The sequence below is a fragment of the Nonomuraea fuscirosea genome (assembly GCF_035917475.1).
Classification (GTDB): domain Bacteria; phylum Actinomycetota; class Actinomycetes; order Streptosporangiales; family Streptosporangiaceae; genus Nonomuraea; species Nonomuraea fuscirosea.
Genome location: NZ_CP109074.1, coordinates 9,217,280 through 9,230,541, shown reverse-complemented (window position 1 = coordinate 9,230,541; position 13,262 = coordinate 9,217,280). Strand labels below are relative to the sequence as shown.

Genomic DNA, 13,262 nt, shown 5'->3' with positions numbered 1-13,262 from the left:
GGCATCCAGGCAGGGCGCGGCAGCGCCGGCCATCAGGACGCGGAGGGGGGTTCGGTGGTTGCGTTGCGCTGCCGCACCCGGATGCCGGTGGCCGGGGGATGGGACGGATCACCGACCGTCCCATCCCCCGGCACTTCGATGATGCCGGGAGTACGACGGACCGTGGGGGCCCGTTGTGCTCCCGGCATCATCGTTTTCCCGCCCAGGTACGGGGTCCGGGTGCTGGGAGCCGTGCCGGTGCTCCATGGCGGCACGCCCGTCCGCATGGGCGCCCAGCGACGGGTCCTGTGGTGAGCGGTGAGGCCGTGCGGGGTGTTTTGGAGGCAGGCCCTAGACTTGGCTCAATCAGCGCAACGGCAGGAGGGGCCGCAGCATGTCCAAGTTCACCGAGACAGGTTTGACCTTCGACGACGTGCTGCTGGTGCCGGGTTATTCCGACCTGCAGCCGGGAGAGGCCGACACCCGGTCCCGGCTGTCCAGGGACATCACGCTGTCCATTCCGCTGATCTCCGCCGCGATGGACACCGTCACCGAGGCCCGCATGGCCGTCGCCATGGCCAGGCAGGGCGGCATCGGCATCCTGCACCGCAACCTGTCGGTCGAGGAGCAGGCCCAGCAGGCCGACCTGGTCAAGCGGTCCGAGGCCGGCATGGTCACCAACCCGGTGACGTGCAGCCCCGACGACACGCTGGCCGACGTCGAGCGGCTGTGCGCCACGTACCGGATCTCCGGGGTTCCCGTGACCGACGTGGCCGGCACGCTGGTCGGCATCGTCACCAACCGCGACATGCGCTTCGAGACCGACCAGTCGCGGCCCGTGCGCGAGGTCATGACCAAGATGCCGCTGGTCACCGCGCCGGTCGGGGTGTCGCGTGACGACGCGTTCGCGCTGCTCAGGCAGAACAAGATCGAGAAGCTGCCGCTCGTCGACGGCGAGGGCAGGCTGCGCGGCCTGATCACGGTCAAGGACTTCACCAAGAGCGAGCAGTACCCGCTGTCCACGAAGGACGCCGACGGCCGGCTCATCGTCGGCGCGGCCGTGGGCGTGGGCGGCGACGCCGAGGTGCGCGCCAAGGCGCTCATCGAGGCCGGGGTCGACGTGGTGGTCGTCGACGTGGCCCACGGTCACTCCAAGGGGCTGGCCGACATGATCGCCAAGGTCAAGGCCAACAGCAAGGTGCAGGTCATCGGCGGCAACATCGCGACCAGGGCGGGCGCGCAGATGCTGGTCGACGCGGGCGCCGACGCGGTCAAGGTGGGCGTGGGCCCGGGCTCCATCTGCACCACCCGCGTGGTGGCCGGGGTCGGGGCGCCGCAGGTCACGGCCATCCACGAGGCGTCCAAGGCGTGCGCGCCCGCCGGGGTGCCGGTGATCGGCGACGGCGGCCTGCAATACTCCGGCGACATCGTCAAGGCCATCGCCGCCGGGGCCGACACGGTCATGCTGGGCTCGCTGCTGGCCGGCTGTGAGGAGTCGCCCGGCGAGCTGATCTTCATCAACGGCAAGCAGTTCAAGTCGTACCGGGGCATGGGCTCGCTCGGCGCCGTACGCAACCGCGAGCGCGGCGGCACCTCCTTCAGCAAGGACCGCTACGCCCAGGCGGACGTCGGCGGCGAGGACAAGTACATCCCCGAGGGCATCGAGGGTCAGGTCCCCTACCGCGGGCCGGTCGCGGCCGTCGCCCACCAGCTCGTCGGCGGGCTGCGCCAGGGCATGTGGTACGCGGGCTGCCGGACGATCCCGCAGATGCACACCGACTGCGAGCTCATGCCGATCACGGCGGCGGGACTCAAGGAGAGCCACCCCCACGACATCCAGATGACCGTGGAAGCTCCGAACTATCACAGAAGGTAAGTCATGACTCAGCAGGTGGAGATCGGCCGGGGGAAGACCGGGCGCCGGGCGTACTCGCTTGACGAGATCGGCCTGGTGCCCTCGCGGCGCACCCGCGACCCGGAGGAGGTCTCGATCGCCTGGCAGATCGACGCCTACCGGTTCGAGCTGCCCGTGCTCGTCGCTCCCATGGACAGCGTGGTGTCCCCGGCGACCGCCATCGAGATCGGCCGGCTCGGCGGCCTGGCCCCGCTCGACCTCGAAGGACTCTGGACGCGCTACGAGGACCCGCTGCCGCTGCTGGAGGAGTGCTCCGCCCTCGACCAGGCGGCGGCCACCAAGCGGTTGCAGGAGATCTACGCGGCGCCGATCCAGGAAGAGCTGATCGGCCGCAGGATCGAGGAGATCCGCGCCTCCGGCGTGACCACCGCCGTGCGCCTGTCACCGCAGCGTACGGTCCAATACCACAAGACCGTGATCGACGCCGGCGTCGACCTCTTCGTCATCCGCGGCACCACGGTCTCGGCCGAGCACGTGTCGGGGCGGGCCGAGCCGCTCAACCTCAAGCAGTTCATCTACGAGCTCGACGTGCCGGTCATCGTCGGCGGCTGCGCCACCTACACCGCCGCGCTCCACCTCATGCGCACCGGCGCGGCCGGCGTGCTGGTGGGCTTCGGCGGGGGCGCCTCACACACGACGCGTACCGTGCTGGGCGTGGCGGTGCCGATGGCCACGGCGATCTCCGACGTCGCGGCGGCCCGGCGCGACTACATGGACGAGTCCGGCGGCCGCTACGTGCACGTCATCGCCGACGGCGGCATGGGCACCTCCGGTGACATCGCCAAGGCCATCGCCTGCGGCGCGGACGCCGTCATGGTCGGCTCGCCGCTGGCCCGCGCCGCCGAGGCGCCCGGTCACGGGTTTCACTGGGGGTCCGAGGCGCACCACCCCGACCTGCCGCGCGGGCGCCGGGTCGGCTTCGGGACGGTGGGGACGCTGGAGCAGATCTTGCACGGGCCCTCCAGCGTCGCGGACGGGTCGATGAACCTCATGGGCGCGCTCAAGCGGACCATGGCGTCGACCGGCTACTCCGACATCAAGGAGTTCCAGCGGGTCGAGGTCGTGGTCGCACCCATCCAGCGCTGACTCCGGCCGATTCTCCGGGCGGGCCCCCAGCGCGGGTCCTCCCGGTCGGAACCCGCCCTGGCGGGTCCTCCCGGCCGATCTTGGGGCCGCTCCTCCTGGTGAGGGGTGGCCCGTTTTCGTGTGTTGAGTAGGGTTCCTGCCATGGAATCCCTTGAAGAGAGACTCGCCCGGCTTGAGCAGCAGGTCGCGTACCTTCAGCGTCATCTCGGCATCGACCCAGAAACCGGCGAGGCCCCGGCCGGCGGCCCTGAGCTGCCGCCGCGGTTCTACCAGGAATTGCGTGACGGCAAGCTGATCAGGGCCATCAAGACCTACCGCGAGTCGACCGGCGCCTCGCTGGTCGTCGCCAAGAACGCCGTGGAGTCCATGGCGCGCCGGCTCAAGGCCGGCGGCTAGGGGCCTCACCCGGCCGTCTCGGGGCGGCTGTAGGTCATCAGGACAGTGCCGTTGCCGAACGTACGGGTGCCGGTCAGGGCGAACGTGGCCGGGGCGAATCCGCCGTGGAAGGCCGGGATGCCCGCCCCCGCCACGACCGGGTAGCACTTGACGATCAGCTCGTCGATCTCGGGCAGGAGCTGGGCGGCCAGGTTGCCGCCACCGCACAGGTAGATGTTCAGGCCGTCCTCCTGCTTGAGCCGGCGGACGAGACCGAGCGGGTCGCCGGGGACGAGCTCCACGGCCGGGTCGTCGATGCTCTTGATGGTGCTGGAGACGACGTACTGGCGCAGGTGCGCGTACGGGCTGGTGACGCCGGCGGCCAGTCCTGGCTCGTAGGAGCCGCGGCCCATGACGACCGTGTCGAAGGTCTTGTTCGGGACGTCGAGGCCGACGTGGGCGCGGATGTGGGTGGGGACGGTCTCGGGGTATTCGCTGTTGAGGTAGGCCGCCATGTCGTCGGCCACGGGGTAGAAGTCGTACTCGCCGTTCGGTCCGGCGATGTAGCCGTCGATCGAGGTGGCGATGTAGTAGACGAGCTTTCGCATACGAATGAACTCCGTTTGAAGTACTATGACTGAAGTGGTTTGACCGTAGTACTACGAATGGAGTGGTGTCAAGGTGGTCAGGCAGAATGTGGCCCGGCGGGCGGCGCTGATCGACGCCGCGATCGAGGTGCTGGCCAGGGAGGGCGCCCGCGGGCTGACGTTCAGGGCGGTGGACGCGCAGGCGGAGGTGCCCACCGGCACCGCCTCCAACTACTTCGCCAGCCGCGACGACCTGCTCACCCAGGCGGGCGGCCGGATCTACGAGCGGCTGCAGCCCGACCCGGCGACGGTGGCCGGAAGTCTCAGCGGGCCGCGCGACCGTGACCGGGTCGCCGTGCTGATCCAGGAGGTGGTGGATCGCGTCTCGTCGTTCAGGTCCGGCTACCTGGCTCTGCTGGAGCTGCGGCTGGAGGCCACCAGGCGGCCCGAGCTGCGCGCCGTGCTGACCGGGCACATCCGGGCCGACGTCGACGCCAACGTCCGCCACCACCTCGACTCGGGGCTGCCGGGCGACGCCGACACCGTGGTGCTGCTCTACCTGGCGATGAACTGGCTGGTGCTCGAACGGCTCACGCTGCCCGACGTGTTCGGCGAGGAGGAGATCGGCAGGCTCGTGACCAGCGCCGTCGAACGGCTGGTGCCCTAGCGTGCGGCCATGGCCGCGACCCTCGCCGAGCTGCACACGGCGGTGCCCGGGCGGGTCCTGCGCGACGTGCCCGTACGTCCCTGGCAGCGGGAGGCGCTGGTCGACTGGGTCCTGCGGCGGTGCGCGGCGTGGCAGCCGCGGGAGCCGCCGGCCGACCGGGCCGTCAAGGAGGGGCTGCGGTGGCTGGAGAGCTGGTCGCCGGGCGAGTCGGGGGTCAGGCCCGCGTTCGGGGCGGGTGACGGCAACCTGGCGAACTTCCTGTGGGACGGCGTCCGGGTGCGGGAGTGCCGCAGGGTGCACGCGCTCACCTGGCTCTTCCTGCTCTCCCACGAGAGCCCGCGCAACCCGCCGGGGACTTTCGAGCGGCAGGTCGAACGGGTGCTCGCGATTCTGGAGGCGTGACGCCGGCGCGCGGGCTCCGGCCCTGCCACCGAGCCGGCCGGTACAGGGCGGCGGGTACAGGACAGCCGGTGGAGGGCGGCCGGTGGAGGGCGGCCGGTGGAGGGCGGCCGGTGGAGGGCGCGGCGGTCCTGGGTGGGGTGGTCGGTCAGCCCGTCAGGACGCCCAGGAGGTGGGTGACCTCGCGGGCCACCGCGTCCCGGCCTGCTTTGAGGTATTTGCGGGAGTCGACGACGCGTTCGTCGTGTGCCAGGTAGTCGCGTACGGCCCCGGTGAACGCCTTGTTCAGGTGGGTCGCGATGTTGATCTTCTTCATGCCCTGCCGTACGGCCTCGCGCAGCACGTCGTCCGGCACCCCCGAGGAGCCGTGCAGCACCAGCGGCACCGGCACGGCCGCCCGCAGCTCGGCGATGAGCTCCAGGTCCAGCACCGCGTCCTTGGTGGTCATCGCGTGGGAGGTGCCGACCGCCACGGCCAGCGCGTCCACGCCGGTCCTGGCCACGTAGTCGACCGCCTCGTGCGGCTTGGTCCTGGCGCCCGGGGCGTGCACGCCGTCCTTGCCCCCGACCTCCCCCAGCTCGGCCTCCACCCAGACGCCGCGCTCGTGGCACCAGGCCGCGACCTCGGCCGTGGCGGTCACGTTCGCCTCGTCGGGCAGGGCCGAGGCGTCGTACATGACCGAGCCCAGGCCCAGCCCGACCGCCTCCTCGACGAGCGCGCGGTCGGTGGCGTGGTCGAGGTGGACGGCCACCGGGACGTCGGCGCGCCTGGCCACGGCGAGGCAGGCGAGCGCGATCGGCTCCAGGGCGCCGTGGTAGCGCACGCAGTTCTCGCTGATCTGGAGCACGACCGGCAGCGCGAGGGCCTCGGCGCCGGTGACGATCGCGGTGGCGTGCTCCAGCTGGATCACGTTGAACGCGCCCACCCCAGCGGGTGACTGGCTGACGATGTCGCCGATGCTGGCGAGGGGCATGGAGTGCTCCTTACGTGATGATGATCTGAGGGTGGATGTCGGCGTACACGTCGGGGTCGAAGTCTCCGGCCACGGGCGTGGCCACGGCCGCCGCGCCGAGCGCGGCGGCGCGCCTGAGCCGGGCCGGCCAGGGCTCGGCCTCGACCAGGCCCAGCGCCAGCCCCGCCACGAGCGAGTCGCCCGCTCCCGTCGGGTTGCCCTGCACGGTGTACGGCATCCGTGCCTTGAACGTACCCTCACCGGTCACGGCCAGCAGTCCCTCCGCGCCCATGGACACGACCACGGCCTGCGCGCCCTGCCCGCGCAGGGCCTGCGCGCCCTCGGCGGGACTGCCGCCGGGCACCGCCCTGGCCAGCTCCTCCGCGTTGGGCTTGACGATGGCGGGCCGGCCCTTCGGGGCGTGACGCAGGGGGTCGCCGTCGGCGTCCACGATGGCGGGCACGCCCCGGCCGGCCGCGACCGCCGCCAGCGCCGCGTAGGTGTCGGCCGGGACGCCGCGCGGCAGGCTGCCCGAGAGGACGACCGCGTCCGCGGCGTCGAGCAGCGACTCGAAGTGCCGCAGGAAACCGGCCAGCTCGTCGGCCGTCACCTCGGGCCCGGGCTCGTTGAACAGCGCCGTCCGCGCCTCGCCGGCAGCTCCGGGCTCGCCGGTCGGCGCCGGCCGGGGCTCGCCGGAAGCGGTGGGTTCGGCGGGCGGAGTCGTTCCCGAGGCGGGGAGGTCGGAGACGGTCAGGGTGGTGCGGGAGTCGCCGGCGATGGGGTGGAGTGCCGCGGGCAGGCCGGCCGCGCGCAGGTCGGACTCGACGGCCCGCCCCGTGGGGCCGCCCGCCAGGCCCGTGACCAGCACGTCGTGGCCGAGCGCCGCCAGCACCCTGGCCACGTTGACCCCCTTGCCGCCCGCCCGCCGGTGCACGGCGGTGACCCGGTTGACCCCGTCCCAGTCGACGCCGGGCACCTGGTAGGTCACGTCGAGCGCGAGGTTGAGCGTCACCGTGAGAATCATCAGGGCTCCGTGATCCAGACGCCGTCCTTCATCACGCCGTCCACCTCCAGGGAATCCGACAGCACCACCAGATCGGCCGCCTTGCCGACGGCGATCGAGCCGATCCGGCCGGCCAGGCCGAGCACGCGCGCGGGCGTGAGCGAGGCCACCTGGACCGCGTCGGGCAGCGACATGCCCACCTCCTGGACGGCGCGCCGGAAGGCGACGTCCATGGTGAGCGTGGAGCCGGCGATCGAGCCGCCCTCAGCCAGGCGCGCCACACCGTCCCGCACGTGCACTTGCATGGAGCCGAGGGCGTAGTCGCCGTCGCCGAGGCCGGTGGCCGACATCGCGTCCGTGATCAGCACGGTCCTGCCGGGCCCGGCCACCTCGTACGCCAGCCGCAGCATCGCCGCGTGCACGTGCACCCCGTCGTTGACCAGCTCGACAGTCACCCGTTCGTCGTCGAGCAGCGCCGCCACGGGCCCGGGGGCGCGGTGGCCGAGCGGCGGCATCGCGTTGTAGAGGTGGGTGGCCACGCTCGCGCCGGCCTCGATGCCGATGATCGTCTGCTCGTAGTCGGCGTCGCTGTGGCCGATGGCGGCGATGACGCCCTCGGCCACGGCCATCCTGATCGTGTCGAGCGCGCCGGGCAGCTCCGGCGCGATGGTGAGCATGCGGATGTGGCCGCGCCCGGCCTTGATCAGCCCGGCCAGCTCCTGCGGCGACGGCTCACGCAGCAGCGCGGGGTCGTGCGCCCCGCAGCGCGCCCTGGAGATGTACGGGCCCTCCAGGTGGAGTCCGGCCAGCAACCCCTCCTCGCACAGCTCGGCCAGCGAGGCCGCCGCCCTGGTCAGGCCCTCGATCGAGTCGGTGACCAGGCTGCCCACGGTGGTGGTGGTGCCGTGGCGGCGGTGCAGCGCCACGGCGTCACGAGCCCTGTCCTGCTCGCCGGTGGGGAAAGAGCCGCCCGCGCCGCCGTGGTTGTGCAGGTCGACGAAGCCGGGCACGACGTGCCGGCCGCCCACGCTGAGGCCGGCACCCGGGGCGGATCCGTGGCCGACATGCGTGATGCGGCCGTCTTCTATGGTCAGCCACCCCTCGTGCACTCCCTCGGGGGTCACGATCCTGGCGTCGGCAAGAGTAAGGCTCATGGAGAAAGGATCACAGATCGCGTGAGGTGCATGGGCTCGTCGGGGTCGAGCCCGCGGGCGAAGGCCCGCGCCACGGCCACCCGCTGCGCGCGGATCAGCTCGGCCATCGGGTCGAGCGCGCTCTCCACGAACGTCGCGCCGGTCGCCTCGACCTGCTCCCGCAGCCCGTCGGGGGCGGCGCCGAGCATCCACGTCACGCGGCCGGGCGCGGCGATGCTGATCGGGCCGTGCCGGTATTCCATCGCCGGGTACGCCTCCGTCCACGAGCGGGACGCCTCGCGCATCTTCAGCGCCGCCTCCTGGGCCAGCCCCACCGACCAGCCGGTGCCGAGGAAGCTGAACTGCTCGGCGTCGACCAGCTCGGCGGGCAGCGGCGCGGCCACGGCCTCCTCGGCGTCGGCCACGGCCTGCGTGAGGTCCTCGCCCAGGGCGGCGCGGAGCATGGCGAGCTGCGTGGTGGCGAACCTGGTCTGCACGACCGAGCGCTCGTCGGCGTAGTCGAGCACGACGACCTCGTCGGCGGCCGACATGATCGGCGTGCCGGGGTCGGCCGTGATGGCCGTGGACCTGGTGGAGGTCTTCGCCAGCAGGTCGAGGACCTCGGTCGTGGTGCCCGAGCGCGACAGCGCCAGCACGCGGTCGTAGCCGCGGCCCTCGGGGAACTCGGAGGCGGCGAAGGCGTCGGTCTCGCCGTGCCCGGCCCGCTCGCGCAGCACCGCGTACGCCATCGCGACGAACCACGACGTGCCGCAGCCGACGACGGCGACCCGCTCACCCCGTCGCGGGAGCGCGCCGGCGGGAACGTCGGCGACGGCGCGGCGCCAGCACGACGGCTGGGACGCGATCTCGGCCTCGGTGTGGCTGGTCACCGAATACCTCCGGAAAATTGATTGTTTCTGCTCTTTTTATATCAGCAGAGAGCAAGAATGAACACTGATAGCCCTGGCGTCCCAGCCTGTGCCACGCTTGCTCCTGTCCTCGTCCCTCAGGGAGGCCCACGTGTCCCGCTACGACCGCTGGAACGCCATCCTCGAACTGCTGGCGCAGGAGGGAAGGCTGTCGGTGGAGGAGGCCGCTCAGGCGCTCGACGTCTCCACGGCGACGATCAGGCGGGACTTCGACCAGCTCGCCCAGCAGCAGATGCTCATGCGCACGCGCGGCGGCGCGGTGGCGCAGAGCGTGAGCTACGACCTGCCGCTGCGCTACAAGACGGCCAGGCACGCCGGCGAGAAGCACCGCATCGCGGCCGCGGCGGCCGAGCTGGTGACACCGGGAGCGGTGATCGGGCTCAACGGCGGCACGACCACCTCCGAGCTGGCCCGCGTCCTCGCCACGCGGTCCACGCTGGAGAGCGGCTTCACGATCGTGACGAACGCGCTCAACATCGCCGCGGAGCTCACCGTCCGGCAGCACGTCAAGATCGTGGTCACCGGCGGGGTGGCCAGGCAGCAGTCCTACGAGCTCATCGGGCCGCTGGCCGGCGGCGTGCTGGAGCAGGTGACGCTGGACGTGGCCTTCCTGGGCGTGGACGCGCTGGACGTCTCGCTGGGCGCCTCGGCCCACCACGAGGGCGAGGCCAGCGTCAACAACCTGCTGATCAGCCGGGCCGCCCAGGTCGTGGTGGTGGCCGACTCGTCCAAAGTCGGCAAGCGGGCCTTCTCGCGGATCTGCCCGATCGGCGGGATCGACACGCTCGTCACCGACGCCCAGCTGTCCGACGCGCTGGCGAACGAGCTGGCGGACGCCGGGGTGAAGGTGATCAGGACGTGAGCGTCCTGTTCGTCGCGTTCCGTTACGCCAGGGGCTGATCGGTCCCCGCGTTACTGGTCCGGCTTCGGGCGGGTAGGTACTGGAACGCAAGGCGACGATGCCGTGTCAGGGGGAGTTATGACGTCGGGAAGAAGCGCGGCCCGGCTCGGGCCCGCCGAGCGGGCCGGGGCGTTGGAGCGCATGACGGCCCAGGAGCTCGACGTGGTCGTGGTCGGCGGCGGCGTCGTGGGCGCGGGCATCGCGCTCGACGCGGCCACGCGCGGCCTCGACGTGGGCCTGGTGGAGGCCCGCGACTTCGCCTCCGGCACCTCCTCGCGCTCGTCCAAGCTCATCCACGGAGGTCTGCGCTACCTGGAGCAGCTCAACTTCGAGCTGGTCCGCGAGGCGCTGCAAGAGCGGGCGCTGCTGCTGCAACGCATCGCGCCGCACCTGGTCAGGCCGGTGCCGTTCCTGTTCCCGCTGACCCACTACGCCTGGGAGCGCCCCTACGTGGGCGCGGGCGTGGCCCTCTACGACACGCTCGGCTTCGCGACCGGGGTGACCAGAGGCGTGCCCGGCCACCGCCACCTGTCCAGGTCGCGGGCGCTGCGGCTGTCTCCCGCGCTGAAGAAGTCCGCCTTCACCGGCGCCATCCAATACTGGGACGCCCAGGTCGACGACGCTCGCTTCGTGATGACCACGCTGCGCACGGCGGTCACCTACGGCGCGCACGTCGTGCCCAGGGCGCAGGTCGTGGGGTTCCTGCGCGAGGGCGAGCGGGTCACCGGCGTGCGCGTGCGCGACCTGGAGTGCGGCGAGGAGTTCGAGGTGCGGGCCCGGCAGGTCGTCAACGCCACCGGGGTGTGGACCGACGACATCCAGGAGCTGGTCGGAGGGCGCGGCCAGATCCACGTCCGCGCCTCCAAGGGCATCCACCTCGTCGTGCCGCGCGACCGCATCCACTCGCTGACCGGCATCATCCTGCGCACGGAGAAGTCCGTGCTCTTCGTGATCCCGTGGGGCCGCCACTGGATCGTCGGCACCACCGACACGGAGTGGACGCTCGACAAGAGTCACCCCGCCGCCTCCCGCACCGACATCGACTACCTGCTCGACCACATCAACGCCGTGCTGTCGGTGCCGCTCTCGCACGACGACGTCGAGGGCGTCTACGCCGGGCTGCGGCCGCTGCTGTCCGGCGAGTCCGACGAGACCTCGAAGCTGTCCAGAGAGCACGTGGTGGCCCATCCCGTGCCGGGGCTGGTGATGATCGCCGGCGGAAAATACACGACCTACCGGGTGATGGCCAAGGACGCGGTCGACGCCGTGGCGCACGGTCTCGACCAGCGGGTGCCGCGATCGTGCACCGACCGCATCCCGCTCGTGGGCGCCGAGGGCTACCAGGCCCTGTGGAACTCCAGGCATCGCATCGCCCACGACTCAGGGCTCCACGTGGCCAGGATCGAGCATCTGCTCCAGCGCTACGGCTCGCTGATCGACGAGCTGCTGGGCCTGATCGACGACGATCCTTCGCTGGGCCGGCCGCTGTCCGGGGCCGACGACTACCTGCGGGCCGAGATCGTCTACGCCGCCACTCACGAGGGCGCCCGCCACCTCAACGACGTGCTGACCCGGCGCACGCGCATCTCCATTGAGACCTTCCACCGCGGGGTGGCGGTGGCGCAGGAGGCCGCCGAACTGCTGGCCGGGCCGCTCGGCTGGGACGGCGAGCAGGTGAAGCGGGAGGTCGAGTACTACACGAAGCGGGTCGAGGCCGAGCGGCGCTCGCAGGAGCAGGACTCCGATCACGAGGCCGACGCGATCCGGCTGGGCGCGCCGGAGATCGTCCCAGTCGTCTCACCCGAGCCGATGTGACCTGAAGCCGTCGCGGGGGTCGTCGTGGGAGAGGGGCGGCCCGCGGCGCTGCGGGGTCCGCGGACCGCCCTTTCCAGGATGGTTCTCCGAGCCGGCTCACGACCTGCTCATGAGCTCATGAGCTCATGACGGGGGGTAGCGTGTCGCGTCGTGCACGTCGAGCAGCGGCTCCTTGACGCCGTCGCCCGAGTCGTCGGTCCAGTTGCTGTTGCCGGTCGAGATCAGCGCGCTGCGCACCGCCAGCGATCCCGCCCGGTTCGTCGGCTTGTTGGCGCCCGAGGTGAGCAGCCCGGCGGCGCCCGCCACGTGCGGGCTGGCCATCGAGGTGCCGCTGATCGTGGCGTAGCCGCCGTTGCGGTAGGTCGAGTAGATGCAGGTGCCGGGCGCGGTGATCTCGACGGTCGAGCCGAAGTTCGAGTAGAACGCCGACGTGTCGTCCAGGTCGCTCTCGCTGCGGCACGACAGCGTGCTGCCTCCGGCTCCGCCGGCCAGGCCGTCGTTGTCGGTCAGCGCCGAGACGGTGACCACGTCGGGGTGGTTGGCGGGGAAGAAGCCCGAGGTGTTGGCGTGACTGTTGCCCGCGGCCACCACGACGACGATGCCGGCGTTGACCGCGTTCGTGATCGCCGTGCTGATCGCGCTGCTCGAACAGCCGCTGCAGCCCAGGCTCAGGTTGATCACCTCGATGGTGGACGCGCGCGCCACCACCCAGTTGAGGCCCGCGGCGATGCCGGACAGGGTGCCGGAGCCGGCCGCGTTGAGGACCTTGACGCCGTGGATGCGGGCGCCGGGCGCGACGCCCACCGGGCCGATGGTGTTGTCGAGGGCGCCGACGGTGCCCGCGACGTGGGAGCCGTGGCCGTTGTCGTCCACGCCGGAGTTGTTGACGCAGACGCCGGTCTGGCAGTTGGCCCGCGCGACCACGTTCAGATCGGGGTGGGTGTTGTCCACGCCGGTGTCCACGACGGCCACGTCCACGTCGATGCGGACGTCGTCGACGCCGTCGATGTCCAGGTTGGGGTTGCTCGGGCCGAAGATCCGGCGTACGCCGGTGGGCACGGTCTGGACGAACGCCTTGACCTCGGCGTCGGGCTCCACGCTGAGCACGTTCGGGTTCTGCTTGAGCTTCTCGGCCGCCGCGGCGCTCAGGCGGGCGGTGTAGCCCTTGAACGCGTGCTCGTACACGCCGACGAGTTCGCCGCCGGCCTGTGACACCTGGTCGGACGCGACGCCGTGCGGGGCGCGCATCGCGGGATTGAGCTGGACGATGTACGTGCCGTCCGGAGCCGCGGTGGCGGCAGAGACCGGGAGCGGCGCGGCGAATAACGCCAGCGCGCCGACGAGCGATGCGAGCAGGGGGGTGCGTGTTCGCATGGCAGCGTGGGCCCCTTTCTGGGGTCGTGGACCACGGGCCCGCCCTGACGCGGACTCCTGGTCCGACATGACTGTGTTAGTAAAGCTTTCACCAAATGTCGGAATATGTCCATAAAAAAGGTGCCGATTCGCTACGAATCGGCACCT

The 13,262-nt window shown here is 71.6% G+C and carries 13 protein-coding genes; 7 read left to right on the top strand and 6 right to left on the bottom strand.

What is annotated here, in order from left to right:
* Positions 1–373: 373 nt before the first annotated feature.
* The 3 genes from guaB to OIE67_RS41915 all read left to right on the top strand — a co-directional run bounded on the left by guaB (position 374) and on the right by OIE67_RS41915 (position 3,376).
* Complete coding sequence (guaB, locus tag OIE67_RS41925; protein WP_106236160.1) at positions 374–1,855, top strand: IMP dehydrogenase; 1,482 nt, start codon at positions 374–376, stop codon at positions 1,853–1,855.
* Positions 1,856–1,858: 3 nt separating this feature from the next.
* Positions 1,859–2,980, top strand: a complete 1,122-nt coding sequence (locus OIE67_RS41920; RefSeq protein WP_181307130.1) for a GuaB3 family IMP dehydrogenase-related protein — start codon at positions 1,859–1,861, stop codon at positions 2,978–2,980.
* A 141-nt stretch (positions 2,981–3,121) separates the two neighbouring features.
* Positions 3,122–3,376, top strand: a complete 255-nt coding sequence (locus tag OIE67_RS41915) for a hypothetical protein (protein ID WP_326630961.1) — start codon at positions 3,122–3,124, stop codon at positions 3,374–3,376.
* 5 nt (positions 3,377–3,381) lie between these two features.
* On the opposite strand, the gene OIE67_RS41910 is transcribed toward OIE67_RS41915, so the two are convergent.
* Positions 3,382–3,963, bottom strand: a complete 582-nt coding sequence (locus tag OIE67_RS41910; protein ID WP_326630958.1) for a dihydrofolate reductase family protein — start codon at positions 3,961–3,963, stop codon at positions 3,382–3,384.
* Between the two features lie 73 nt (positions 3,964–4,036).
* Between OIE67_RS41910 and OIE67_RS41905 the strand changes: the two genes are divergently transcribed.
* Both OIE67_RS41905 and OIE67_RS41900 read left to right on the top strand, forming a co-directional pair.
* Positions 4,037–4,609: a TetR/AcrR family transcriptional regulator gene (locus tag OIE67_RS41905; protein WP_326630956.1), complete on the top strand. Its 573-nt coding sequence runs from the start codon at positions 4,037–4,039 to the stop codon at positions 4,607–4,609.
* 9 nt (positions 4,610–4,618) lie between these two features.
* Positions 4,619–5,011: a hypothetical protein gene (locus OIE67_RS41900; protein WP_326630954.1), complete on the top strand. Its 393-nt coding sequence runs from the start codon at positions 4,619–4,621 to the stop codon at positions 5,009–5,011.
* Positions 5,012–5,156: 145 nt separating this feature from the next.
* Here OIE67_RS41900 and OIE67_RS41895 read toward each other — a convergent pair whose 3' ends face one another.
* Genes OIE67_RS41895 through OIE67_RS41880 form a run of 4 tightly spaced genes read right to left on the bottom strand, consistent with a single transcriptional unit; the run spans position 5,157 to position 8,986 of the window.
* Positions 5,157–5,981 (bottom strand): class II fructose-bisphosphate aldolase, encoded by an 825-nt coding sequence (locus OIE67_RS41895; RefSeq protein WP_106236169.1) that lies wholly within the window; start codon positions 5,979–5,981, stop codon positions 5,157–5,159.
* A gap of 10 nt (positions 5,982–5,991) precedes the next feature.
* A complete protein-coding gene (locus tag OIE67_RS41890; protein WP_326630951.1) occupies positions 5,992–6,984 on the bottom strand; it encodes a 1-phosphofructokinase family hexose kinase in 993 nt (330 codons plus the stop codon).
* Positions 6,984–8,117, bottom strand: coding sequence for an N-acetylglucosamine-6-phosphate deacetylase (nagA, locus tag OIE67_RS41885; protein ID WP_326630949.1), 1,134 nt, complete (start codon positions 8,115–8,117; stop codon positions 6,984–6,986). The genes OIE67_RS41890 and nagA overlap by 1 nt, the downstream gene beginning before the upstream one ends.
* Complete coding sequence (locus OIE67_RS41880; RefSeq protein WP_326630947.1) at positions 8,114–8,986, bottom strand: SIS domain-containing protein; 873 nt, start codon at positions 8,984–8,986, stop codon at positions 8,114–8,116. The genes nagA and OIE67_RS41880 overlap by 4 nt, the downstream gene beginning before the upstream one ends.
* A 130-nt stretch (positions 8,987–9,116) precedes the next feature.
* Here OIE67_RS41880 and OIE67_RS41875 point away from each other — a divergent pair, with 130 nt between their 5' ends.
* Together OIE67_RS41875 and OIE67_RS41870 are read left to right on the top strand one after the other, a co-directional pair.
* The gene (locus OIE67_RS41875; RefSeq protein WP_106237012.1) at positions 9,117–9,887 is read left to right on the top strand and encodes a DeoR/GlpR family DNA-binding transcription regulator; all 771 of its coding nucleotides are present in this window, start codon (positions 9,117–9,119) and stop codon (positions 9,885–9,887) included.
* 117 nt (positions 9,888–10,004) lie between these two features.
* Positions 10,005–11,741, top strand: a complete 1,737-nt coding sequence (locus OIE67_RS41870; RefSeq protein WP_326630943.1) for a glycerol-3-phosphate dehydrogenase/oxidase — start codon at positions 10,005–10,007, stop codon at positions 11,739–11,741.
* Between the two features lie 123 nt (positions 11,742–11,864).
* Here the strand turns inward: OIE67_RS41870 and OIE67_RS41865 are convergent, their stop codons facing one another.
* Positions 11,865–13,115, bottom strand: a complete 1,251-nt coding sequence (locus OIE67_RS41865; RefSeq protein ID WP_326630941.1) for a S8 family serine peptidase — start codon at positions 13,113–13,115, stop codon at positions 11,865–11,867.
* Positions 13,116–13,262: the final 147 nt, after the last annotated feature.